This window comes from Paenibacillus sp. tmac-D7 (genome assembly GCF_006519665.1).
In the GTDB taxonomy this organism is placed as follows: domain Bacteria; phylum Bacillota; class Bacilli; order Paenibacillales; family NBRC-103111; genus Paenibacillus_G; species Paenibacillus_G validus.
Map to the genome: position 1 here is coordinate 1 of NZ_VIDW01000025.1, position 26111 is coordinate 26111.

Sequence of the window (26111 nt, forward strand, 5' to 3'; positions counted from 1 at the left end):
GGAAATTATGATGAAAACTGTGACAATAGCTGTCATCGGGGCCGGCTTTGCGGCTCATTTTCATGGAAGAGCCTACGCAAAGGTACATGGTGTGAAGGTAAGGTTAAAAACGATCGTGGATGTTGACGTGGAGAAAGCTAGAGAGGTTGCAGCCATCTACGGGTTTGAGCAGGTTACTGCGGAAGTTAGCGACGTGTTCCATGATGCAGAAATCGATATTGTAGATATCGTGACGCCGCCTCATTTACATGTAGAACTTGCTTTAGAAGCATTAAAAGCTGGAAAACACGTCATATGCGAGAAGCCGTTAACGGGTTATTTTGGCGAAGCGGGCGATGAAAAACCGATTGGAAGCAAAGTTTCCAAGGCCAAAATGTATGAAACTGTGCTTAAGGAAATGGAGGAAGCCAGAACGATTATTAAGGCGAACGATAAAATGTTTATGTATGCGGAAAATTATATTTATTCGCCAAACATTCTCAAGGCGGCCGAAATCATTCGCAGTAAAAAGAGCAAGCTGCTGTTTATGAAGGGGGAAGAAAGCATCAAGGGCTCCACGTCACCGGTAGCAGGCTCGTGGGAAAAAACAGGCGGAGGTGCCCTGATTCGATTGGGGTGTCACCCGATTTCCGGCGTGCTGTGGTTAAAACAGGTTGAAGCGCAGGCGAGAAATGAAGAAATTTCAGTGGCGAGCGTAGTTGCCGATACAGGAAACATCGCTAGCACGCTAACAGAACATGAGAAAAGACACCTGACGGGTAAACCAATAGATGTAGAAGATTTTGCGACCGTTACCATTACATTTTCAGACGGGACCAAGGCTGTGATCATGTCAAGCGATCATGTGTTAGGCGGAGTTAAAAATTATATTGAGGTTTATGCGAATGATGCTGTCCTTATGTGTAACATTACACCCACTGACAATATGAAAACGTATTTCCTGGATCAGGATGGTCTGGAAGACGTTTATATTTCCGAGATGATGCCGCAAAAGACAGGGTGGAATCATGTGTTTATCGCAGAAGATATTTTGCGTGGATATAGGTATGAACTGCAAGACTTTGTTGAGTGTGCGGCTTTCGGAAGAAAGCCGTTATCGGACATTGATTTGGCTTATGAAACGACGAAGGTGATATACGCAGCCTACCTCTCAGCAAGCGAGGGCAGAAAAGTTACTTTTGATCGTACAGCTTCCCTTTGCTGAATTTAAAAACAACCTTGAATTACAGTGAAGATGAGCATGCAGGAGGTTATCCAATGAGAAAAATTGTTATGCTTCACGGGATCAATCACAACATGTTCGGAAAGAGAGACCCCGTCCAGTATGGCACGATTACTCTTGAACAGATTAATGAGCGGCTGCAAGTGCTTGCCCAAGAGCTGGGCGTTGAAGTGGAGTGCTTTCAGACCAATCACGAAGGCGAGATGTGCGAGAGGATTCATCAAGCCTTCTTCGAGAACAAGGATGCCGTTCTCATTAATGCTGGTGCATGGACCCATTATAGCTACGGCTTGAGAGATGCGCTTGCGATTCTCACGGTACCTATAGTTGAAATTCATATGTCAAATATTCATGCCAGGGAGGAGTTTAGGCATCATTCGGTGTTTGCCGACATCGTGAAAGGTCAAATTAGCGGCTTTGGGGTCGATAGCTACCTCCTTGCCCTGAGGGCAGCTGTAGCGGCGATAGAACATACATATTAATTTTCCAATCAGGAGGGGTACGAGTGCAGAGAAGCTTACACAATTTGATCCAGGGCCGGAGCATAGAGAGAAGGCTGTCGGCTATTTAATTGAGTCCTTGCAAGAAATTTGTAAATATGCCCGATCTAAAGGCAATTTAGAAATTTCGCTGGAATTGTTCGATCATGAGACGACTTTTTTCCGTTTACTCGGGCCTACCCGGCTTGGAGTTGAGGTAGCGCAGGAGGTTCGAAATGTAGATCCTTCCTTTGGGTTAATGATCGATTTGAGCCATTTGCCCATGCTGGGTGAATCGACGGAAGGAGCCTTAGCGAGGACAAGGGACTACATCAATCATGCACATATGGGAAATTGTCTGATCAGCGACCCCAAGGACCCGTTATATGGTGACAGGCATCCCCGCTTTGGTTATAAAGGCAGCGAGATCGATGTTCCACAGTTAACGGAATATCTCCGTGCTTTACTTGATATCGGCTATTTGGAGGAAGGAAAAGACCGTGTGTTGGCCTTTGAAATTAAGCCGGCGCCGAACGAATCGTCCAAGGCGATTATTGCACAAGCCAAAAGAACATTGCGTGCGGCTTGGCAGCGGGTTTAGTTCATGATCGAGGATGGGGGTAATAGCTTGAGCGAGTCAAACCTAGTGGTTTATTCCAATATTCGAAATATTTATTGTGTGGGACGTAATTATGCTTCATTTGCTGTGGAAATGGGCAACAAGCTGTCGGAAAATCCTATCGTTTTTGTGAAGCCTACCCATTCGCTGGAGCCTATGAACGGGAATGTCGTTTCGCTGTCGGGGAAACATGGAGAGGTTAATTGCGAAGCGGAGCTGGTGCTGCATATTGGGAAAGATTATGAATCAGGGATTCAAGTAAATGAACTAGTTGATAAGGTGACCATAGGCATCGATTTTACATACCGAAATGTATTAAACGAAGTCAAGCAAAAGGGACAGCCGTGGCTGCCTGCAAAGGGATTTCGGAGCTCGTGTACCCTTGGAGATTTTCGTGCGATTACCGGGGAGAAAGACTTGCAGCACGATTTTAAACTGAAAAAAAACGGTGAGACCTTGCAGGTTGGAAATGTAAAGCAAATGATGTTTACACTTCAAACCTTGATTGAGTTTATCGCAGAAAACTACGGTCTTGGCAAAGGTGATTTGATTTATACGGGCACACCGGAAGGAATCGGCAAGCTCCAAAATAACGATACCCTGGAAGTTCTATGGGGCGAAGAATCGTTGGGGTCATGTCATATCGCATTGCTGTCGTAATGGCGGCGCAGAAATATATTCCCATTAATAAAAACAAATGAGAGGCGGAAGATCGATGTCGCTTGAATTAGCACTTCTAAGCACACATGCTCCTTCATTTTTACACGAGGGTCAGGTTCCTGATTTTCAACAGTCTATACTTAAAGCCTTTCATCGGCAAAGGGAAAAAATCGAGCAATTAAAGCCCCATGTGCTCGTCATCATCTCCAGTCACTTTCTTACGAATTGGAATCATTATGTGAATGCCACTCCGCGGCACCAGGGCTTCTTAACAGCAAGGGAGCATCCGGATACAATCGCCAATATTCCATACGATTATCCCGGCGATCAGGAATTGGCCAATGAGCTGGCGGCAGCGGGAAAAGAAGTTGGATTACCAGCTGTTGCTTTCAATGAATCTACGTATATTTGGGACTACGGCACACTGATTCCGGTTCGATATTTTATTCCGAATGGAGATATTCCAGTGATTGATATTTCCTGCAACATGTCAGCCAGCCTGGAGGAAACCTATCGCTTTGGTCAGCAGATTGGAAAAGTGCTTCGAGCAAGCAAGAAACGGACTGTTTTTGCAAGCAGCGGAGCTCTATCTCATCATCTCACGCGAGGTAGGGCCAATATGCCAAGTCTGCTTGAGAAAGCCGGTGATGACAAGTTTATTGAGCTGCTCGTAGAGGGAAAATATGACGCTGCTTGGGCCATGCTTCCTCAATATTCCGTTGCAGCCGACGTTGAATCAGGAGGAAGACACGTAGCTGTACTTTTAGGGGTACTTGGATTGGAGGAATTCAAGGCTTCCTTTTTAGGCTATGCGCAATCTTCCGGAAGCGGTAACCCTCACCTGGTTTTTGAATCTAAATAAGGATACGGGCGAATAGGAGAGCGGGAGAAAATGAAATATTCTTGTCATTTACAAAGGGAATTCCATTGAAGAAATACAGTCATTAGTGGAAAATGATCCTTTTATTGTGCATGGTGCACGAACATTTGAAATTCATGAGTGGGAAATGAAGAAAGAGCGGTTGGTGTAGGATGAAAGCGATTTTGCTAGTGTGGGGGAATTTCATTGAAGAAAAGTTTGTGCTCATCAGGCTTTAAAGACTGGCCGATTGAGAAGGTGCTCGAATGGGTGGAGCCGCTTGGACTGGACGGCCTTGAATTGTGGATGGGACATATCGAGAGATATCAAGAGGAGCAAGGCCCTCTCGATAAGCTAAGAGAGAAGCTGCAAAGACAGGGGCTTTCGATCCCGGCCATTAGCGGATATACGACTTTTTCCGGCGGATTTTCAGGAGAACGGGATTTGGTTCATGAGTTTACAAGCATGAAGCGGAATATGGACGTGGCCAGACAATTGCATTGCCCGCTAATCCGTACGTTTGTCGGGCACCTATCGTCAAGAAAAGCTTCTCCGGAGCAATGGGGCCAAATTGTAAGCGATATTAAAAAAATCATGCATGCAGCGGAGCAATATGAAGTCGATGTCGCCGTAGAAGTGCATTACGATACGTTCGCCGATAATACGGAGTCCGTGCTTAAGCTGCTGGAGGAAGTCAGTCATCCGCGACTTGCCGTTGTGTTCGACGGGGCTAATTTGAATGTAGAACGGATTAATCAAATGGAAGCACTACCGATATTATATCCTCATGTAAAGCACGTGCATCTTAAAAATTACAGTTGGGATCATTCAAATTTGTATACGAGCATACCTGTTCCTATTTTCGAAGGAGATATTGACAATCGGGCGCTGCTTCAAGAGCTGGCAAGGCGGGGTTACGATGGTTTCATATCTTTGGAGTATTTTGGAGACAAGAAGGAAGCCAATATCGAGAAGTCTTTAGAAAGCTGGAAGGAATTTGAGATGATCTGAGCAATCAGCCAAGACTTGGGAGCACATTCCCGGGACTTGGCTGTTTATTATTTTCGGATGATTTTTCGCCCGAATCGTGCTACATTAAGGTTTACAAAGTTTTCATTCGATGGAAGGAGACATTGGCTCTTGAAGAAGAAACACGTACTTTCTTTTACCCTGCTCGCAGCGCTTTTGGCGGCCCAGGAGCATACGGCGTCAGCACAAGTATCCGGCACCAAGCTGCATTTGCAGTTGCAGGACAAGCAATTATCCGCGACAGTCAACGGCTCTGCCGTATCTTTAGAGACAGCGGCTCAAATTGTGAACGGAAGCTTCTACATACCGATTCGTTGGGCTGCCCAGCAGCTTGGACTGGAGATGAAGTGGAACGAGGAACGAAAGACGGCAGGACTTACCACGCCAAGCGCCTATTTGGAGTGGGATTTGGTACGCCAAACGGTCAGTGTCAACGGAGCATCGACGCCTTTGAAGGAGACGTCCTTTATGGATGAAGGGGCACTGCTGGTAAAGCTGAGCTGGATCGCGCCCTACTTACAGGTGCAATATGCATTTCAACCGAATCCTGGCCGAGTGGACTTAGCCTACATACAGCCCTTTGATACCGCCTATCGTGAGTCCCGCTACTCCGAGGACACCCAGCCGAATTCGCGTCCCATCGCTATTTTTGTCACCGACAAGCCGTCGTACCGGCTCGGTGAGCCGATCACTTATATAGATTTGAGCTATGACCCCGATGCCGAAGGGCTTCCGGAATATCGATGGTCCGGCAACAAGATGGCCTTCTTTGAACCGGGGACCTACTCGGTTTCCTTGCAGGTGCGTGATGGGAACGGGAATTGGAGCGAGCCTGAGGTTCAGAGCGTGAAGGTGACGGATGAACCCTACTTAAGCAAATCGGAATTTCCTTGGTATACCCAACCGGCCGGCACCGTAATCAAGGACGAATCCGAACAATGGAATCGCGCGCTTTCTAGCGCTCCTCAGCTTTCTGCTATTGTGAAGAGGTCCACGGAGAGAAAGCGAATGAGCAGCGGGGAAAACCGGGTGATCCGACATACAGGGCTCATTGGGCAGCAATCCGTGAACGGCAAAGCTCGCCTATTTATGCATCACAGCAATGGGATGGCGGAAAAGGTGCAGTTTGCAGCTGTCATCCATAATCCGGATCAGAGCAAGACTCGAACGGTACATATCACGCGTGAAGGACTGCTTCAGCCGACCCTCTTGCATCAGGCGAATGCGAGAGAAGCGGCGGTCAATTATATGACCCAGCCGGCCTTGGAGGAAAGCATCGAGGTGAAGCCGGGGGAGACGGCGGTTTTAAAGCAAGTTACGCTTGAGCCTGGGCAAGGCTTTGCAGCGATTCAGGACATCGAGGCGGATGGCCAGGCAGTAATCGGCTTTGTCGCAGCCAAGGAGAGCGAAACGATGAAGCCCTATGGCTCCAATTCCGCAACAAGTGTCGTCGAGGCCGTTTATGATGCTGCTGCCGACATTCGCTTCGACGCGGATATCGATAGGAAGAGTTTGCCGGTGTTGTCCAAATGGACGCTGGACACTCCCCAAACCTCCGATAGAGGTACGGTGTATGCCATGCACTTCTATCATCCGCATCAGGCCGTCATTGCATTTCGTGCGAAGGAAGGCTATGTCAACGGCATCGTAAGAGTCAATGGCCAAGTGCTGGCTTTGCCCCAAGGAGGCTTGACGGATCAGGATGGCGCCTTCGTGGTCTACAGAGCGGAGGGATGGGAGTCCGAAGTACATATCGATTGGTTGGCCGCCCCTGGAAGCACGTCTCCGGTCGAGTGGATCTTCTATCCTTTAGAAGAAAAGAAGTAATCATAGAAAGGATTTCATACGCTGATGCAACCATTACGTCAACTATTGCTGTCACTTTCGGCGGTCTTCGCTTTAGGGGTCGTGAGCGGACAGGCCGCGGCTGCTCCGGAGGATAGCCACTTGTTACTCTATCCCGGCAATACGGCAGTCTATATCAACGGGTCGAAAACACAAACCCAAGTCGCAACGCTTGAACTGAACGGAAGGTACTACTTGCCCGCTGCGGAACTGACCGGCTGGTTCGGTATTCCTGTCAAGTGGGATGAAGGGAAGCAGGCGGTGCAAATCACGACGCCGAAGGCGTTTCTGGAATACTCGCTTGCCGACCGGACGGTCCTTGACAACGGTACAAGCCGCAATTGGGGTACCGATGCTGATCTTCAGGGAGATAGGCTGTACCTTGAATTGACCTCGCTGCAACCCTATATTTCTTTTCAAGCCAAGGTCGATCAGGAGCTGAAACGAGTCGAACTGCGCTATGTAAAGCCGGAGGCGAACCGGACGCTGTTTACGAACGACGCGGCGCCGAACATCAAGCCTGTTGCCAAGTTCACCGTGGACAAGGAATCGTACCGGATCGGCGAACCGATACAATACAGCAATCTCAGCTACGATCCGAAGGGAACGGAACTCACGGACATCAATTGGATCGGTAATGCGCGTACGATTTTCACGCCGGGCCTGTACAAGGTGTCTCTCACGGTAAAAGACAGCCTCGGCAATGTCAGCGATACGTATTCCCGCAATATTCTCGTCAAGGACGAGCCTTACTTAGATGCGTTTGAGCACAAGGTCTATTACGAGCCTGTTGGCACCTACGTCCGAGAGGAAGAAGCGGTGCTTCGCAAATATTTGCGCGGAATCCCGCAGATTCCCAAACAAGAGCGGAAGCCTGCGGACCGTCCTCTGATTGTGAGCGATAGTCCGGAGACGTTTACGGAGAAGGGCATTTTGTACCAGGAGAAAGTAAACGGGAAAGCCCGGCTGTATGCAACCCATGTCAACGGTATGGATCGAAAAATGAAATTTGCCATCCTTGTACGAAATAGCGATCCGACCCGCAGCGTTACGATCAAGACGACCAATCAAGGGGAAGTGTACCCTTCGATCTACGCCAACCTGATGGGGAATGAACCGACGATTGAGTTTCTGCAGGGGAAGAGGGCTGAGCAAACGATGGTGCTTAGGCCGAACGAAACGGCTTATTATAAAGCCATGCCTGATTTCTACCCGGGACAAGGGATAAATGTGCTGTATGATGTGGAAACGGATGGAGAGGTGATCTTTTCCTTCGTAGCGATGGAGCAGGAGGATGAGCTCGATACGATCGGCTTATTCCCAAGATTGGCTTACAAAGGGAATGTACGAGGGACGTTCAGCGGTTCGGAAGTTCAATGGAACATCGATGCTTCCTCGATCAAGAGTCCTTCCAGCTTCGCGATCGGCGACGGCACGTCGGATCAATTTGTGACCGGAACGGATTTCTTCAGTAAAGAGCCTGCGCTCAATCTGGGCAACTACGGTGTGGTATACAAAATCCATATCAAGGCTCCGCCGAAAATGTCCGTGCTGATTCTCCCGCGCGGCGGCGTGTTTAAAGGGCCATTCCTGGTGAATCAAAAAATCGTGCAAACCCCGCCGTCGGGAGTCATGATGGATTATCAGGGGTATACGATCATTGCCAGGACGAACGGGACCGAGCCGTCACTGGACCTGGAATTTTCTCCGGCCTCGGGATCGGCATTCCCGATCGACGTCATTTTTTATCCGCTCAATCGTAAATAGAACAAAGTACCCGCCTCTACACGGTGATCGCTCTTTATGACCGGTCTCGTGTAGAGGCTTTTGTATTGGCATGAATCGTGTACTAATAGATTAAAATATTCACTTTTATACAATGAATTAAGACTGGGATCAATCAGAGTTAACAAAGCGCCTGTATGATTGGATGGTCTAGACATCCCAAAAAACTTAATGTGACATGACTTTTTTGATACGATTTAAGAAAATGAAGGAGAAAGAAACGTATGATGGCTTTATGAAGCATAACTACCTTAGAATTAAAGAAGAACTGGAACGGCAAATGCGTACGGGGGAGCTAGCAGTAGGAACCAAGCTGCCGTCAGAGCCCGACATGGCCAGCGAATTCAAGGTCAGCCGCGAAACGATTCGAGCCGCTGTCAAGCAGTTGGAACGTGAAGGCAAGCTGCGGGTGCGCAGAGGAATCGGCCGATTCGTTGTCCGCCCATTGGCTGTAATTCCCAGCAGTATAGACCATCTGAGCTCCACTTCCGAAATGATTAATTCCTCCTCATTAAAGGAAGGGGAGCGCCACGAATCGATACGGATTGAGCCGTGTCAGGAGGAATGGGCACACTTTCTTGAAATTAGCCCGCAGGATCCCGTAACGATCATTGAGCGTATCCGAATGGCGGATGGGGAACCCGTATCTTTCAATATCAACATTATGCCTTATGCGCTAGTTGGTGAAGTGTTTCAAACGAAACCTTTGCAAGGTTCTCTGATGCAGATGCTTGAGACCGAATGCGGTATTCGGATAGTAAGCGCTAACACGGAGCTGATTGTGCCTCCTCCCTCGGACAGGAATTGCGACAAGCTCAAGGAAAAGCCTGAAGCAACCGTCATTTTGCTGAAACAGACGCATTATGATGAGGATCAGGTACCCATTTTATTTTCATATGATTATTTCCGCAATGACGTATTCAAATTCTGGGTACGTCGTGTAAGGTAGGGTAACCGGATATCAAACAAAGCATAACCACTCTTCTTTGGATAACAAAGAGGGGTGGTTTTTTCTGGTTTACGCGCGCCTAGCCAAGCTAGGCACAACTAGCCGGTGGAAGTCCGGTCGAGGTAAGAGCCAAGTCGCCTCGTAGCTGACGGGCAACTGGTGGAGAGATCCTAAGGTTGAAGCCCCGTGATAAAGTAACTCTGCGGAGTGCGAGCAAATCGACAGGCCGTAACATGAAGTGAATCCTGCCGCATCGTCAAAAAAGACCCGAGAGGGACAAGAGAGAGCCGAGCCTCGGATAACTGGGCGAAGGCCATGGGACGCGTGAAGCCCTTGGAAGCGCAGCGCGGAAGAACTCTCCGGTGTATGGGGAACGGCATGCCGAGAAAGTTGTGTCTGGAACTAGGGAGACCCTCCCTCGCACGATATTTTTTTTTCGTAAGGAGCAGACCTATAAGCCCAAAAGGTGAAGTGGCGAGCTGCGGGAAGGGAGTCGGAGGGGGCTATAGTACCTGTGAAGTGAGGACAACAAAACCTCATGGAGGGAAGGGCCCCTGCTTTGTTCAAGTACTTGGAGGAGGTAAGAGTCAGTGAATGCAGCTAAACCTGCTAACGACGCCAAAGTAAAAGCTCAACAACTCCAACAAGCACTAAGCCTTGCAGCCAAGGGAAATCCGAGGCGGCGGTTTCATGCGTTATACGACAAGGTTCACCGCAGCGATATTCTGTGGGAAGCGTGGAAAAGGGTCAAAGGAAACGGCGGAAGCGGTGGGGTAGACGGAATGACCATCGATCACATCGTCAAAGTCATCGGCGAAGGACGATTTGTAGATGCAATCCAGACGACGCTGAAGAACGGGGAATACCGACCATTGCCCGCAAGGCGCAAGGAGATACCGAAAGCGGACGGGAAGATGCGGCCGCTGGGCATTCCGGCGATTCGGGACAGAGTCGTGCAAATGGCGACGAAAATAGTGGTGGAACCGATCTTCGAAGCCGACTTCAAAGACTGCTCATACGGATTCAGGCCGAAGCGCAGCCAGCATGGGGCGATCCGGCATATCCGCCGAGCGGTGAAGAAGGGCGTCTACTGGGTGGTCGACATCGACATTCGGGGCTACTTTGACAACATTGCCCATGACAAGCTGATGCAACTGGTGGAACAGCGGATCAGCGACCGAAGGGTATTGAAGCTGATCCGGCAGTGGCTGAAAGCAGGATTCGTGAAAGATGATCAGATTCACGAAACCGACTTAGGGAGTCCTCAGGGCGGCGTCATCTCCCCATTACTTTCGAATCTGTATCTGAACTACCTGGATACAATCTGGGAGAAGAAGTTCGCAGAGACGGGAACCATGGTGCGATACGCCGATGATCTTGTGATCTTGTGCAAAACCAAAGAACAAGCGCTAAGAGCGATCGACGTACTCAAGGCGGTATTCGGAAGGCTGGAAGTCGAAATGAACAGGGAAAAGTCCAAGCTCATCAACCTGTGGGACGATAAACAAGGATTTGACTTTCTGGGGATGCATCACCGGAAAATACCAAAGAAACTGAAGGGGAACAAAACAATCTCAATCCTTCGCAGTTACCCGTCCCAGAAGGCCATGAAGAGCATGAGACAGAAGGTGAAGGAAGCGACAGAGCCGAGAAACCGCCTGTACTGGACGATGAACCAGATGGTGGCGGAACTGAACCCCAAGATACAGGGGTGGAAGAACTACTATGGACTCGATGTCTTTGCCGACCCATTCCTGAACAAGATCGACTGGTACATCCGAAAACGCCTCACGCTGTTCTGGAACAAGAAGCGAAATCGTCGTAATAAACACAGCAGGTCCAAGCAAGCCGCCATGGCGGCACAGCTTGCAGGACTAAAGAAACTCGCCAGCTAGAGAAAGTACCGTAACGCTGAAGGAAGAAGAACATCGGAAAGCCGGATGAGGGAAAACCTCGCGTCCGGTTTGATGCAGGGGGAGCTGGAAAAGTAAAAGGAGGGCTTGCGCCCTCCGATGAAATTTCAGTTCTCTACTCTACATTTCATATACAATAAACGTTATATTAGGAATTTTATGAAAATTGGGGGTTACTACGTTGATGTCAATCGCAAAATCAAGCAAACTTGTCAGCTTGATGCTCTCCTTCCTGGTTCTATCCGTCCTATTCCTACAACCCGCTGATGCGCAAGCGGCAGGGTCTGCGGACCGATTTGCCGTTTCAACCCAGAGCTTCAATGATCATGGACCTATTCAGGATTATCAACCCGTGTCGGATGGCGGATATATAGCGTGCGGATACACAGGAGACTCCGCCTTTGTGGTGAAATATCGTGCAGACGGTACGGAGCAGTGGCGTAAAGTGTTGAGCGATCCGAGTACGGGCACCAGCCAATTGGTCCGTTATATTCGGGAAACGCAGGATGGCCATTTCATGTTTGCCGGTTACGAAATCGCCCCGAGCTCCTACGATACGCAGTATTTTTACGGGGTGTTGAATCCCGATGGGCAGTTGAAATGGAGCCGTACCCTGAGCTTTGCCGGAACCAGCTCCAGCAGTGCCGCGGCGATCCTGGAGACGGGCTCGGGTTTTCTTATTCCGGGATATGTACGTTACACGGGCGCCGATCTCAATGCGGCGATTGTGACAACGGACGCCGACGGCAACAATCCGACCACAACGTTAATTGCGAAGGCCGGCGATCAATTTATTTATGACGCGGAGCCGGCAATCGATGGGGATGGCTATGTGCTGGTGGGGTCAACGGGTACGGTCTCCGGCACAAGAGGCTATCTGTTGAAAATCGATGGAACAAGCACCGTGCAGTGGGAGCAAGAATATGGAAGCGGCGCTGGCTTGTACTCCTTGCTGGGGATTCAAAGATGGACAGATGCGAATGGGCAGAGCGGATATATGTTGACGGGCAATGTCTATCTTTCCAGTCAAGATGCTGTACTGATCCAGACGGATAAAGACGGCAACGAGAACTGGCTGAACACCTATCCCCAATCCGGAAACCGGCTCGGGCTCGATGTCATCCAAACGATAGACGGCGGCTATGCTGTAGCCGGCGGCAATAATGGCAGCATGGCCTTCATGCTGAAAACAGATGCGGCGGGCAATAAACAATGGGAGACAGAATTCTCGGACTCAGGCAACCTATTATCCGTGCTCCAGCTTGCGGATGGAAGCTACCGGCTGGCTGGCGGGTTTGGCAGCGGCCTGTTGCTCGAATTGCGGGTTGGAGCGCCGCAGGGGCTGACGGCAAACGACGATACGAACCGCCTGTCGGGCATGACGAGCGATATGGAGTACTCGGTTGACGGGGGCGCCAGTTACGTGACCTATGATCCGGCGAATGAGCCTCTGTTTACCGGGCATGTTCCTGTGCTGGTGCGGTACAAGGCGGGGGGCGGCTATGAAGCCGGAGATACGGCCAGTTTTGATTTCACCGCTAATCCTGCCATATCGTCTGTAAGCGCGCGGCCGGACATTACAACCGTTTACGGAACATCTCTGGCAGACGTGGGCCTGCCGGTGCAGGTGGAAGTCACGCTGAGCGACGGAAGCACGGCGCAGGCGGATGCGGCATGGGACGGCGGCAGTCCGGCGTATAATGGGAATCAGCCCGGAACGTATACGTTCACGGGAACGCTGACTCCGCCGTCAGGAGTTTCGAATCCGTCGGGCAAGACGGCGATGGTGCAGGTAGTCGTGGGCGAGAGGACGATTACCGCAGTGAGCGCGCAGTCCGTCATTTCAGCCGTCTATGGCACACCGCTGGAGCAATTGGGCCTGCCGGCGCAGGTGGAAGTCACGCTGAGCGACGGAAGCACGGCGCAGGCGGATGCGGCATGGGACGGCGGCAGTCCGGCGTATAATGGGAATCAGCCCGGAACGTATACGTTCACGGGAACGCTGACTCCGCCGTCAGGAGTTTCGAATCCGTCGGGCAAGACGGCGATGGTGCAGGTAGTCGTGGGCGAGAGGACGATTACCGCAGTGAGCGCGCAGTCCGTCATTTCAGCCGTCTATGGCACACCGCTGGAGCAATTGGGCCTGCCGGCGCAGGTGGAGGTCACGCTGAGCGACGGAAGCACGGTGCAGGCGGATGCGGCATGGGACGGCGGCAGTCCGGCGTATAATGGGAATCAGCCCGGAACGTATACGTTCACGGGAACGCTGATCCCGCCGTCAGGAGTGACGAATCCGTCGGGCAAGACGGCGATGGTGCAGGTAGCGGTAGGTGAAGAAGGGGTCGTGCTGACGAGCATTGAGGCGGACGACTCCGCTTATCGGCTGAAAGTGGGTATGACTCATATCACGGTGATTCAGGCCGTCTATTCGGACGGTAGTCGCGTGACGGTTGCTGATCCGGTGACATTCAGTTCCTCTAACGCGGATATAGCTACAGTTCAGGCGAATGGGCTCGTTACGGGCGTTTCTCCCGGCAGCGCATCGATAACTGCGCAGTACAAAGGCATCCAGACTGTAATTTCGGTGGAGGTGTGGAGGGAAGCTTCGTCCGGCAGTTCGGACAGTTCGTCAGAGCCTTCAACGAACTCTGCGCAGACGACCACCACCACATGCAGCGGAGGGCATTCTTGTACGGCCAGCTTAGGCGATGAGGTTAAAGTTGATTTGCCGACGGATCTGACTGAAGGAAATTTCACGCTTACCATTCATAAAATGACCTCGACTTCAGGAATAGTGCCTGATTCCATGACGCTCCTCAGTCCCGTTTTTGAACTGTTGAAAAGTTTCGACGGCAGCTTCAAGAAGCCTGTTACGCTTCGCTTTAAAATTCAGGCTAAGCTATTGGGAGCCGACCGGCGGGCGGGCATGTTCTACTATGACGAAACGAACGGCAAATGGATTGAAGTCGAAGGTCATGCGGAGAATGATGAATTCGTCGCGACGGTCCATCATTTTACGAAATTTGCCGTTTTCAGTGTGGCAAAGGAGGCTCCTCCTCAAGTGAAGCCGGAGAAGCCGCTTCCGCCAGTCGTACATTTCAACGATTTGAAGGGACACTGGGCGGAGGTCATGATTCAAGAGACCGCTGCGAAGGGAATCGTCTCAGGCTATGATGACGGCAGCTTTAAACCGGATCAGTTCATCACACGCGCAGAATTTACCGTTATGCTGATGCGGGCGCTTGCACCCGAAGCTGCGGACCCTAATAGCGGAGTTTTTTTTACCGATTCTGACAAGATCGGAATTTGGGCGCAGCGTTACGTCTCGGAAGCTGCCCGGCTGCATGTGGTGAGCGGTTACGCGGACGGCACTTTCCGTCCGGATGAAGATGTGACTCGCGCCGAAATGACAGCGATGATTATTCGCGCTTCGAAGATCTCGACGGATGAGGGCGGACCCTTGTCATTCTCCGACGCGAACGAGATTCCGGATTGGGCCAAGGGCGCAGCCGCAGCCGCACTGCGTTGGGGAATCGCTCAAGGGCGCACCGGCAATGAATTCGCGCCTGACGGAAAGGCAACTCGCGCGGAAGCCACAGTAATGCTGATGCGGATGCTGCAGTTGAACAAATAGCAGTTCAAGAGCTTAAGATAAGCAATTCATTCATTTCTGTTTGCATAATTATGGAGAATCGGCAGCTAACATGAAACTAGCCGGATCAACCTGGAAGGGCAGGCTGATCCGGCTAGTTTGTCTACGACTGACCCATTCAAAGGATCAGAAGAAACAAAAAAACCACCTTCTCACGGAAGGTGGGTTACAAACGTTATCGCCTGGTGGCTCGAGAAAAGCGATCTTTAATGTGCTTGTTGTTACGCTTCATCGCGGCGCGCTGCTCACGGAGAATTTGAGAGGAGCTTTTTCTGGAAGGAGCGAACAACAGAGCTTCTTTTGGCTGCGTTCCTATGGCTTCCGACACGCTTCCGTTCTTGGAAACGAATACCCCGGTACTCATGGTTGCATCCCTCCTAAGAATAATTTGATGAATTCGATCAACAAAGGATTTTTACTAATTATAGCATGATTGGCGCATCCTTTAAAGAGGATGAATTTTTTATTGTCCCAATCAGGGTCAGACGGGAAGTGCAGGGTTAATACATAATGGCCTGATCGAACGCTATAATAAAACATTTGCTTTGATTCTTTAAAATAGACCTGTTCTGCGTGTTCACCCATGTTATACGTAAGCACGACGTAAGAAGCTTGATTGGATAATTTATAATGCGCTTCGCCAAAGGCGTCGCCCACCTTAGCCACAATGTCCATCTGGTCACCGTTGAGGACATACAGGGTGGCAGCGGAACAATCGCCGTATTCCCCGACCTTCTCTGACATATATTGCCCGTATGATTGCTCGATTATTCCACCTGAAAGACGGGACATAATGCTCTTCAGAAATGACTCGGGGTTATGGAAGCCTGAAATCTGAAGATGCGGCACCAGGTTAGTCACGACTTCGTAGGCTTCATCGAATTGCTCAAGCCTATCACTGTTCTGCTCAATCGAATCCTCCAGAGGCAGCAGGATGGAGCCCCTGCGAAGCAAATCGCTAAAATAAGTCTTCCAATCGATTTGAACCCCCAGCGAGAGATCGTCAATATACACTTTTCTTAGTGATATATCATAAAGCAGGTACCAGACATACGGCTCAATATTTTTCGGTACCCGATCATTTTGCTGTAAAGCGTCCATAATATCCTTTGGTGAAGGAAACTGCTCGGTTTCTGCGATGAAGCGCTCAACGAACTCCTCAACGAGCTGTTTCACCGTTCCGAAGAATGCGTTCTTCACCTCGACGTCACCAAATACCAAGATCGTCTTGCCTTGCTCATGAGCCTTGATGAATTCAATGTGCGTCACTGTCCGGGCGGCGTGCGCGTAGTATGTGCCTGCCTTACTGCCTATAAAGAGGAGGTAGATGTCCGATTCCTCAACGGCTTCCAAACACTTCACTACCGGATCTACGTTAGCCGGCCAAGGACCTAAATTTTCTTCCCACATTATAGGTTCATGCCCAAGTCCGGTGAGCTCACGAAAAACGGCACGTCTTAGAGGCTTAAGACCGTCTTCGTTAACGGAGCTGATGAAGATTTTTGTTTTAGCCACCCGATCCAACACTCCTATAATCTCTAGATTCTATCTCCCATTATACTCCAGTTCGGGAAGTTTTAATAGAAAAAGTACATCTCCGGTCTGAAGAATACGAATCACATCTGGGAAAACCTGCATCCTGTTTTGGGAATGCGGTTGTTAGGAGGGATCATCATAGTTAACATAAATAATATTATGTCAACTAATTACAGTATGGCACATTATGACTTACATGCATATTCGACTTTTGATTTACTTTCGGGAGTTTTGTCTTCATCATGCATAAAAGAATCATTGTGCCGATTTGCAGGAATAGGTAAATACCGCCGAAGAAGGGATTGACACATCTCGAAAAGCCATGCTACGATACAAAAATATAATCAACTAAATAAATAGGAATTGTAAGTATTCATGCTGACCGATCAATCGGAGGTGTAATCCAATATCAAGGATTCACCTCTGTTTTTTTTGCCCGGGATATGCAAATGAGAGGGGGGGACAGGTAAATTAAGGACGCGATAATGAAGCCATAGACAAAACTTAGGATAAAAGGATGGGATCAACATGGAAATATTCTGGTTCATTCCAACACACGGAGACGGTCGGTATTTGGGGACATCTAAAGGCGCACGAGCTGTAGACAAACATTATATGAGGCAAATCGCACAAGCTGCCGATAAGCTTGGATATGGCGGCGTGTTGCTGCCGACAGGAAAGTCGTGCGAGGATGCGTGGATCACTGCGGCTTCGTTGATTCCTGTTACGGAGCGTTTGAAGTTTCTGGTAGCGTTACGCCCGGGCCTCATGTCACCGACCCTTGCCGCCCGGATGTCCTCCACATTCGATCGATTATCAGACGGGCGGTTGCTGATCAATATCGTGACCGGCGGAGATCCGGTCGAACTGGCAGGTGAAGGATTGTTCCTCGACCATGATACCCGCTATGACTTGACGGACGAGTTTCTTTCCATCTGGAGAAACATATTGCGAGGAGAGGAAGTCAGCTTCGAGGGAGACCATCTGAAGGTCGAAGGAGCCGATGTCATTTACCCGACGATCCAGCAGCCATATCCGCCGCTATATTTCGGAGGCTCTTCGCCGGCCGGTCAACAGGTGGCTGCGAAGCATGTCGATGTGTACCTGACGTGGGGCGAGCCTCCGGCTCAAGTCGAGGCGAAAATCAAGCATATGCGCGAATTGGCTTCGCAGCAGGGACGGACGGTAAGGTTCGGCATTCGGTTGCACGTCATCGTGCGCGAGACGAACGAAGAGGCATGGGCTGCCGCAAATGAGCTGATCCGTTATGTCGATGACGATACGATCGCTGCCGCTCAGAAAATATTCGCCAGGTACGACTCCGAAGGGCAGAAGCGAATGTCGGCGCTGCATAACGGGAATCGCTCCTCCCTGGAAATCAGTCCGAATTTGTGGGCCGGGATTGGTTTGGTTCGAGGCGGGGCCGGCACGGCTCTTGTAGGAGATCCTCAGACGGTTGCCGCGAGAATGATTGAATATGCCGACCTCGGCATCGAGACGTTCATCTGCTCAGGCTATCCGCACCTGGAAGAGGCCTACCGAACTGCAGAACTATTGTTCCCGTTGCTTCCTCTGACGAATATACAGCAGCGCTCGGAGCAGCAAGGATATATGAGTCCGTTCGGAGAGATCATCGCAAACACCGAACCCCCGAAATCAGCGGGGAATAAGCGCGTACAAGAGGTGCAGTCATAGGGAGTAAACCATACGCCACCGGCCATATAAAGCTTAGTTCGCCGGGATTCCGGCGTTGATTCATTATTGCTTGGCAAATTTACCCGGGATGCCTGGCCGGTCGCGAGTTGTTTTCTTACGGGAGGGACACGATGAACACAAACCATGTTCAAACGAAAATACATGATCCGAAAAAATCTAGTTGGAAGCAAGCCTATTTGCTGCCCAAGACTTTGCAGGAGCTGCAATTAAAGCGGCCTGGGAACTACAGCCTGGAAGAAAGACATGCCAACTATTCATCGGGGCTGCCGGATTATGCCCAAGCGCTGCTTTCGGGATGGTTCGCTCACCGGAATGTCGAACCGATTGCCGCTTTCGCTTGTTCCAAGCGAATTGAAAACCTGTACAACTTATGCAGCTTAAACGACAGCCTGATCACGACTACGTTTCACAGTATTCATCCTGTTGAAGAAGGAAACGCGAAACCCGCGGTACAAATAACGACCGATGGCATTTGGCTTAGCGGGAAGCAGACGTTTGCATCCGATGCTCTGTACGCGGATGAACTGCTTGTATTCGTTCAAGAAAAGGATGAGACAAACCCTTCAACCGTTGTACTGATTCCTACAAACAGTCCAGACCTGCGCCTGCCTCTCGAAGCGGCTGCCTACGCTAACGTGACTGTTTCGTACGATCGTTTGTTTGTCCCTTGGGAGCGGGTGATTTCCCTGCAAAACCAATCGGAAGTAGACCTGCTGTTAGGACATCCGGAATTGAAGTCTCTTGCGGACTATCAGTGGGTATCCCGCCAAGCGGATTTGATCGAACTCGTTACTGCGACTGCGGTTGCATTGGCGGAGAAAACCGGACGGCATAAGGAGTTGCATATTCAAGGACTGCTTGGCGAACTGCTGCAGAATCTGGATACGATAAAGGCGTTCATTCATGCAGCAGAAATAAACGCATACTTCAGTCAAGAAGGCATATGCCTGCCGTCTGCAGTTCCACTTGGAGCAGCAAAAAAAGCGGGCGGGACGTTCTATAAAGCTGCCGCTGAGGCACTGCTGCGCATCGGTAATGGGGATATCGGCTTCGAAGCGCACAGTGCAGACGAGCCTTTACGCCATTTGGTTAGGACCTTTGCAGGCAGTGAGGAAGCCGTAAACCGAAGACAGCACGAGGAATTCGCATTCGGCGACCCGATCCGTTTGTCTACGGAGCTATATCGTGTATATCCGCAAGAAAAGCTTGTGAATCGCTATGAGGCGTTTTGGAGAGAACGAAGCGAAAGGTAATGCGAACGGGGCCGAAAAAATCCGCAAGAAATGTGTACATGCAATTTACGGTCAGAAACGAAGCAGAGAGGAGCCAGTTTATGAGTACGGGTCAAACATATCTTAATCGGTTAAAGGACGGAAGGAACGTTTGGTTTCATGGTTCGATCGTACAGGACATTGCCGCTCATCCCGCCTTCGCGGGTACGGTCGCATCTGTTGCCCGCGTATTGGATTTACAAGATCGACCGGAAACGAAGGAACGACTGACCTTTGTGACGGATAATGGCTTTAGAGCGAATCGGGCGTTTCAGGTTCCATCCGAAAGAGAACATATTTTTCAACGAAGTGACTCCTTTCGACTATGGTCCGATGCAACGTTTGGAGTGATGAGCCGCGTTGCCGGCTTTTATCGCGCCCAGTTAACCGGATGGTTCATCAGGCGGGAGTTAATACGCTCCAAACAACCGTATTTTCCCGACAAAATACAAAATTATTATACGTATTTACGCGACAATGATTTGCTCTTGACCGCTGCGGGTCACGATCCGCAAATCGATCGAACGAAGCTTGCTTCCGAGTTAGGGGATCTATATACGGCGGTTCGTATCTTAAAAGAAACGGAAGACGGGATTATCGTTCGGGGCGCCAAGATGATTGCCACCGGAGGGCCTTATATGGATGAGATTATGGTTTCACCGCATAGCCCGAAGTTACAGGAAGAGCAGCGGTACGCCGTCATGTTCGCTATTCCGGTTAACCACCCTGGAGTCCATCTGATCTGCCGGGATTCGTTCGCCTCCGAACGGGAGGAAGACTATCCGTTAAGCGCTCACTATGACGAGATGGATGCGATCTTAGTGTTTGATGATGCTCTAATTCCATGGGAACGAGTATTTATCAAGGATGACCCCGACGCCATCTGGAGTATTCGATCGGATCAATACGTATCCGCCATAAGTCTTCATGAATCCATAGTAAGGCTCGTCAGCAAGTTAGAGTTTGTGACAGCCGTGGGCAATGAACTGGCTTCATCCATCGGCATTAAGAAATTCACGCACGTTCAGGAGAAGCTAGCGGAGTTATTTTTCCAATTGGAATCGATTAAAGCACTGCTTATATCCGCAGAGCATAACGCTGAGCTTCACACCGATGGGGGATGGTCGCCCGAACTGCGACAACTCAATACGGCGAAGAACCTCGGAAACCGTTACTATCCGAGGGCCATAGAAATTTTACAGCAACTTTCCGGCGCGGGAATGCTTCAAGTCCCTTCGTCCATAGCGGAGCTTCACGGCCCATTGGGCGCTAAGCTGCAAACGTATTATCGAGGCGCCGACCGGAATGCGCAAGAGCGGGTAAAGCTGCTTAAGTTGGCATGGGATCTGGTGGGAAGCCAACTGGGCGGTCGTCATGAGCTGTATGAACGGTTCTATGCAGGAGACCCGGTTCGCACCTACGCGGCGCAATATTTGGAATACGACAAGAAAGCATTGTCGGATCGGGTCGGATGAGAAAGCTTAACGTTTACCGCATGTGAGTTTGGTTCGTCTTGCTTGGAATCGTCGTTTTATTCGGTACGTCCCTCGTTTGCTGTCATAGCCGGATTTTTCGTGCTGCTTCGTCGAACATGGGCAGACGGCGTATGGCTTCTAACGATGATAGGCGCAAAGGGACTCAACGGCCATGCCATGGGATTCCGAATTCCTGCGATTACAATTGAAAAGTTTAGTTTACAGCACCTATGTCTGTATCGCTGCGCCCGCGACACATGATTATAGGTGCTTAATCGTTTTTGCGACTGATTTTCGCCATAATCCGATAATCGTACGTCTGTCATCAGCTGACCGACGTGAAGAAGCGTTGCATGATGAGTGAATTAAAGATTTAAGATCATATGTGGTATTATTTAAGTTGAGAATTTCGCTCAATCAGCAATTGAGTGGTATACCGGATATATAATCAGGGGGAACATCATGGCCAAAGGAAAAGCAGCAAAGCGACCCACTCGAGATGAATTTGTACTAGAGGAGATTGGAAATCAACTGGCAGAAGCGAAACAGGAAAACTCCGAAGTTTTACTGACGGTATGGGGGTGGGAAGAACCGGTCCGCGGTCAGATTGTGCTAATGGATTCACGAACGGGGAAAGTACATATCCAACGGAATGAAGAGACTGCAAAGGTCCCTTTCATGGACATCATGAAAGTGGATTACCCAAGAGATTAGATTACAACAGGCATCATTAATACGCTAAGCGCCTATGTTTGTGTCGCCGTACAGCAGCAGTAGCAGTGCCGGCTTACCTTAGCCGGCATTACAAATCGCCCAAAAGCAGCACCAATCCCGCCCGGCATTAAAGGATAAAAAGCTCAGCAGCCATAAATTAAGACACACCTTTGCGACTACTCACTTCCGCCGCGGAACCGATTTATGGACGTTGCAGGAGCTTCTTGGGCATGCTTGAAGCGTTAGCGTAATGTTGATGCGACATACGGTGAAGCCGGATTGCTTGAGGAGCGGCGGTGCCGCCGCCAGAACGGGTTTCAAGCATGCGTTCTGTCATTGTCGGAGGATAAGGAGGGGGACAAGCCGCTCTACAAGGCGACGACTGAAGACTTGGCGCTGCTTGAGCTCGGATCGTTTCAAAAAAGTCTGGGGGAGCTAAGTATCCGCCAGGGTCTTTTAAGCTTATTTGCACGATCCGTATGATTGAGATGTCGTGCGTAAGTTGACTGATCGGGTACAGAATTGGGGGCAAATCCTCCATTTTTTATGTTCGGATCTTTGATTTAAGGATTTACAACAAAATTATTTACATATTATAAATAAAAATTAATATATTTACATCATCTTGGGAAATACTGCGGTGCTCTTCGTGCGTGGCCCCAGTATTATGTCCCGGATGCTGTTGCTGACTAATCTAAAATCGTATTGTCCTTGCTTAGTTTAATAAACTCCTGCAACACTTTTGATTTCTCCTCACTACGCCACACAAAGTACGTCTCCAAGGTAGAAGTGACATCTGCCAGCTCCCGATACACAATACCCTTGTTCTGCTGATGACGGAACGAAGCTGGAACTATGGAAACACCCATTCCTTGCGAGACGAACGCCATGATCGTTAAAATTTCGGGGAGCTCTAATGCGATGTTCGGCGAAAATCCTGCTTGATAGCATAAATGAATGACAGTGTCGTGATAGGTGGAGCCTCTCGTAGTTAAAATAAATCGTTCATTCTCGAGGTCTATCATACGCAGCGCTTCTCTCTGTGCCATCGGATGCCCTTCAGGGAAAATCGCGACAAACTTCTCGCTGCAAATCACTTCTGAGACGATGTTAGGACTATGAATGTGCGTTCGAACAATCCCGAGATGTATGCTTCCCTCATGAAGAGCATGCAACTGATTGGCGGTTTTCATCTGATGAAGCGTAATGTTGATTTTAGGGGAATGAAGCAGGAAGCGATGCAACAGCGGCGCTACCGAATAAGTGGACGAACCGACAAAGCCGATGGAGAGCCTTCCCAGCAAGCCTTGATTCGCCTTCTGAGCGACTAAACAAGCTTGTTCGACTTGAGCAATCGCAATTCGTGCCTCTTCAAGAAAAACCTTACCCGCCTCGGTCAATTTCACATGCTGTTTATTTCGATATAACAAGGGGAAGCCCAGCTCCTCTTCCAGTTGACGGATTTGCTGGCTTAATGGCGGCTGGGACATGTTCAAACGCGTCGCGGCTTTCCCGAAATGGAGTTCTTCAGCAACGGTAATGAAATATCGTAGATGTCTTAATTCCATAGTTTACCCCTTCTCTATCCGGATTCTATACTCCTACTATCGCTTAGGCGGAACAACCAAGTCAACAAAAATCCTTAATTATGGTCAAGGGGATGTAGTATGCAAAACATATTAAGTAGGATGAAGACGATATTGGATTTGTTCAAGCCGGCATGTCTATGATTAAGAGGCAGGGAGTTATCTAATTTATGGTAAGGGAGTCAGGTGAATATGAATGAATTATTCCAACCCGGTCTTGAAAACGTTATCGCTAGCGAGACCCAAATTTCATATCTGGATGTGGCCAACGAAGAAATCGTGCTGCGTGGTTATGACCTGATTGAATTGGCCCAAAAAGTGACTTACCTGGACATCGTCTCTTTGCTGTTGAACGGCATCTTGCCTAACGAAGAACAATACAAGGGGCTTGAACAAGCTTTGAGGAATGAAGCCGGGTTATCGAAAGAAATGTTTGAACTGCTCAGGCTTCTTCCCAAAAACACACATTTGATGGACGTACTCAGGACGGGGATTTCAGCACTGGCCGGGGACGAAAAGGAAATCGACGACCGATCCAGGGAGGCCAATTACCGCAAGTCCATTCGTTTATTAGCCAAAGTTCCACAAATCGTTGCGGACAGCTACCGGGCTATTCACAATCTGGAGCCGGCCCAGCCTAATAAAGATCTTTCATACAGTGCGAACTTTCTGCATATGATCACGGGACGTGTTCCGACCGAGATGGAAACGAAGGTTTTCGACCAGTCCCTAATCGTCTACAGTGAACATGAAATGCCAAACTCCACATTTACGGCTCGGGTCATTGCTTCTACGCAAGCGGATATCATCGGAGCTTTGACAGGTGCCGTCGCTTCGCTCAAAGGAACGCTTCATGGTGGAGCAAACGAAGCGGTTATGCAAATGCTTTTAGTAGCCGGAGCCGTTGAAGAAATGGAGCCCTTGATTCTCGGCAAGCTGTCTCGCAAAGAGCGTATTATGGGCTTCGGCCACCGGGTTTACATGAACAAACCGGATCCGCGCGCCCTTCTTATGAAAGCTGCTCTTCAACCGCTAGCGATTGCAAAAGGCCAGGAGCATTTGTATCACATGTGCGTAATCGGTGAAGAGGTTATGAAACGGGAAAAAGGACTGTATCCCAACTTGGATTACTATGCGGCTCCGGTGTATTACTTGCTTGGAATCCCAATCGATCTATTCACTCCTGTCTTCTTAGCGGCACGAACGATCGGAGTATGTGCACATGTCATCGAGCAGCATGAGAACAACCGTCTTTTCCGTCCAAGAGTTCTTTACAGTGGCCCGCGCAATCTTCATCCATAATACAACAAGGAGAGATAGATGTTATGAGCTCAATTGCTTATGAGAAAGGAAATATTTTGGAGCAGGCAGACAAGTTGCTGGTAGATATAGCCCAATATACAATTTCATATGAAATAAAAAGCAAAGAGGCCTATCAAATCGCTCGTCATGTCGTCATGGACTCTCTCGGAACAGCCATGCTGGCGCTGCGCTTCCCGGAATGCACCAAGCACCTGGGGCCTATCGTTCCCGGGATTCGCGTGACGAACGGCACACGTGTACCGGGAACCCAATTTGAGCTCGATCCGGTACATGGGGCATTCAACATCGGCACCTTGATTCGTTGGCTCGATTTCAACGACACATGGCTTGCGGCGGAGTGGGGGCATCCCTCCGACAATTTGGGCGGCATTCTGGCCGTAGCCGACTATGTTAGCCGTAATCGGATCGCTGAAGGGAAGGAACCGCTGAAGATGCGCGATGTGCTTACCGCAGCGATTAAGGCTCACGAAATTCAAGGCGTTCTGGCTTTAGAGAACAGCTTAAACCGTGTCGGATTGGACCATGTGTTGTTCGTTAAAGTTGCTTCGACAGCTGTCGTTACCGCTTTGCTTGGCGGTGGCCGGGAAGAGGTGATCAACGCCCTCTCCAATGCATGGTTGGATGGCGGAAGTTTACGTACGTATAGACATGCGCCAAATACAGGCTCCCGGAAGTCTTGGGCAGCCGGCGATGCGACAAGCCGTGCCGTACGCCTTGGCCTAATGGCAATGAAAGGCGAAATGGGCTATGCCACCGGCCTTTCCGCCAAGCTTTGGGGATTCCAGGATGTACTGTTCAAAGGCAAGGAGCTAAAGCTTGCCCGTTCGCTTGATAGCTACGTGATGGAGAACGTACTGTTCAAGATTTCCTTCCCGGCCGAATTTCATGCGCAAACGGCAGTGGAGTGCGCATTCGAGCTGCATGAGCTTGTGAAAGACCGTATCGATGACATTAGCCATATTACGCTGACGACGCACGAGTCCGCCATACGGATTATTGACAAGAAGGGGCCGCTCTACAATCCAGCCGACCGCGACCACTGTCTCCAATACATGGTAGCCATCGGCCTGTTGTTCGGTAACTTGACGGCCGAGCATTACGAGGACGAGATTGCGAAAGATCCGAGAATCGACGCCCTTCGTGAAAAAATGGTTGTCGTAGAAGATGAGAGATATAGCAAGGACTATCTTGATCCGCAGAAGCGCTCGATCGCGAACGCGGTACAAGTTCATTTCAAGAACGGTACGGAAACAGCAAAAGCCGAATGTGAATATCCGATCGGTCACCGCAGACGCCGTGAGGAGGGAATCCCGAAAATCGTGGAGAAATTCCAATCCAGCTTGCTGACGCGCTTCCCGAAAAAGAGAGTGGAGCAAATTATCGAACATTCCTTGGATCAGCAGTGCTTTGAAGAAATGGCTGTTCAAGATTATATGAACTTGTTCGTCATTTGACCTTCAGCCTGAGGGCACAAGAAA

The 26111-nt window shown here is 49.7% G+C and carries 20 protein-coding genes and 1 pseudogene; 18 read left to right on the forward strand and 3 right to left on the reverse strand.

From position 1 onward, the window contains the following. From FKP33_RS17060 to FKP33_RS17115, 11 genes are all read left to right on the forward strand, one after another. The coding region (locus FKP33_RS17060; protein WP_258313468.1) for a Gfo/Idh/MocA family protein at positions 1–1204 on the forward strand (1204 nt) is incomplete at its 5' end. Positions 1205–1257: 53 nt separating this feature from the next. Beyond that, positions 1258–1704 carry a type II 3-dehydroquinate dehydratase gene (gene aroQ / locus FKP33_RS17065; protein ID WP_141335848.1) on the forward strand — a complete coding sequence of 149 codons (447 nt, stop codon included), beginning with the start codon at positions 1258–1260 and terminating at the stop codon, positions 1702–1704. Between the two features lie 7 nt (positions 1705–1711). Further along, positions 1712–2302: a sugar phosphate isomerase/epimerase family protein gene (locus FKP33_RS17070; protein WP_258313472.1), complete on the forward strand. Its 591-nt coding sequence runs from the start codon at positions 1712–1714 to the stop codon at positions 2300–2302. Between the two features lie 27 nt (positions 2303–2329). Beyond that, positions 2330–2980 carry a fumarylacetoacetate hydrolase family protein gene (locus FKP33_RS17075; RefSeq protein ID WP_258313469.1) on the forward strand — a complete coding sequence of 217 codons (651 nt, stop codon included), beginning with the start codon at positions 2330–2332 and terminating at the stop codon, positions 2978–2980. 55 nt (positions 2981–3035) lie between these two features. Continuing rightward, the gene (locus FKP33_RS17080) at positions 3036–3842 is read left to right on the forward strand and encodes a DODA-type extradiol aromatic ring-opening family dioxygenase (RefSeq protein ID WP_141335851.1); all 807 of its coding nucleotides are present in this window, start codon (positions 3036–3038) and stop codon (positions 3840–3842) included. Positions 3843–4046: 204 nt separating this feature from the next. Continuing rightward, positions 4047–4850, forward strand: a complete 804-nt coding sequence (locus FKP33_RS17085) for a sugar phosphate isomerase/epimerase family protein (RefSeq protein WP_141335852.1) — start codon at positions 4047–4049, stop codon at positions 4848–4850. A 129-nt stretch (positions 4851–4979) separates the two neighbouring features. Next, positions 4980–6695, forward strand: a complete 1716-nt coding sequence (locus tag FKP33_RS17090; protein ID WP_181410190.1) for a stalk domain-containing protein — start codon at positions 4980–4982, stop codon at positions 6693–6695. A gap of 24 nt (positions 6696–6719) precedes the next feature. Continuing rightward, complete coding sequence (locus FKP33_RS17095) at positions 6720–8480, forward strand: stalk domain-containing protein (protein ID WP_141335854.1); 1761 nt, start codon at positions 6720–6722, stop codon at positions 8478–8480. Between the two features lie 223 nt (positions 8481–8703). Beyond that, positions 8704–9447, forward strand: coding sequence for a GntR family transcriptional regulator (locus FKP33_RS17100; protein WP_164751685.1), 744 nt, complete (start codon positions 8704–8706; stop codon positions 9445–9447). 590 nt (positions 9448–10037) lie between these two features. Beyond that, positions 10038–11342: a group II intron reverse transcriptase/maturase gene (ltrA, locus tag FKP33_RS17110; RefSeq protein WP_141335855.1), complete on the forward strand. Its 1305-nt coding sequence runs from the start codon at positions 10038–10040 to the stop codon at positions 11340–11342. 421 nt (positions 11343–11763) lie between these two features. After that, on the forward strand, positions 11764–14994 hold the full coding sequence (locus FKP33_RS17115) for a DUF4073 domain-containing protein (RefSeq protein WP_181410191.1): 3231 nt from the start codon (positions 11764–11766) through the stop codon (positions 14992–14994). A 193-nt stretch (positions 14995–15187) separates the two neighbouring features. Here FKP33_RS17115 and FKP33_RS17120 read toward each other — a convergent pair whose 3' ends face one another. After that, on the reverse strand, positions 15188–15376 hold the full coding sequence (locus FKP33_RS17120) for a hypothetical protein (protein ID WP_054796679.1): 189 nt from the start codon (positions 15374–15376) through the stop codon (positions 15188–15190). Then, positions 15373–16527, reverse strand: coding sequence for a DUF4062 domain-containing protein (locus FKP33_RS17125; protein ID WP_164751682.1), 1155 nt, complete (start codon positions 16525–16527; stop codon positions 15373–15375). The genes FKP33_RS17120 and FKP33_RS17125 overlap by 4 nt, the downstream gene beginning before the upstream one ends. A 549-nt stretch (positions 16528–17076) precedes the next feature. Between FKP33_RS17125 and ssuD the strand changes: the two genes are divergently transcribed. The 5 genes and pseudogenes from ssuD to FKP33_RS17150 form a co-directional block, all read left to right on the forward strand. Next, positions 17077–18243, forward strand: a complete 1167-nt coding sequence (gene ssuD, locus FKP33_RS17130; protein WP_127604168.1) for an FMNH2-dependent alkanesulfonate monooxygenase — start codon at positions 17077–17079, stop codon at positions 18241–18243. Positions 18244–18374: 131 nt separating this feature from the next. After that, positions 18375–19517 carry a 4-hydroxyphenylacetate 3-hydroxylase C-terminal domain-containing protein gene (locus tag FKP33_RS17135; protein WP_141335857.1) on the forward strand — a complete coding sequence of 381 codons (1143 nt, stop codon included), beginning with the start codon at positions 18375–18377 and terminating at the stop codon, positions 19515–19517. 80 nt (positions 19518–19597) lie between these two features. Next, positions 19598–21010, forward strand: coding sequence for a 4-hydroxyphenylacetate 3-hydroxylase family protein (locus tag FKP33_RS17140; RefSeq protein WP_127604165.1), 1413 nt, complete (start codon positions 19598–19600; stop codon positions 21008–21010). A 462-nt stretch (positions 21011–21472) separates the two neighbouring features. Further along, a complete protein-coding gene (locus FKP33_RS17145) occupies positions 21473–21724 on the forward strand; it encodes a YolD-like family protein (RefSeq protein WP_054796674.1) in 252 nt (83 codons plus the stop codon). 142 nt (positions 21725–21866) lie between these two features. After that, positions 21867–21959: pseudogene (locus FKP33_RS17150) on the forward strand (tyrosine-type recombinase/integrase); the annotation flags it as partial. A gap of 454 nt (positions 21960–22413) precedes the next feature. On the opposite strand, the gene FKP33_RS17155 reads toward FKP33_RS17150, so the two are convergent. After that, positions 22414–23292 (reverse strand): LysR substrate-binding domain-containing protein, encoded by an 879-nt coding sequence (locus FKP33_RS17155; protein WP_127604163.1) that lies wholly within the window; start codon positions 23290–23292, stop codon positions 22414–22416. 210 nt (positions 23293–23502) lie between these two features. On the opposite strand from FKP33_RS17155, the gene mmgD reads away from it, so the two are divergent. After that, the gene (mmgD, locus tag FKP33_RS17160) at positions 23503–24612 is read left to right on the forward strand and encodes a citrate synthase (protein ID WP_141335858.1); all 1110 of its coding nucleotides are present in this window, start codon (positions 23503–23505) and stop codon (positions 24610–24612) included. Positions 24613–24635: 23 nt separating this feature from the next. Further along, a complete protein-coding gene (locus FKP33_RS17165; protein WP_141335859.1) occupies positions 24636–26087 on the forward strand; it encodes a bifunctional 2-methylcitrate dehydratase/aconitate hydratase in 1452 nt (483 codons plus the stop codon). Positions 26088–26111 lie beyond the last annotated feature (24 nt).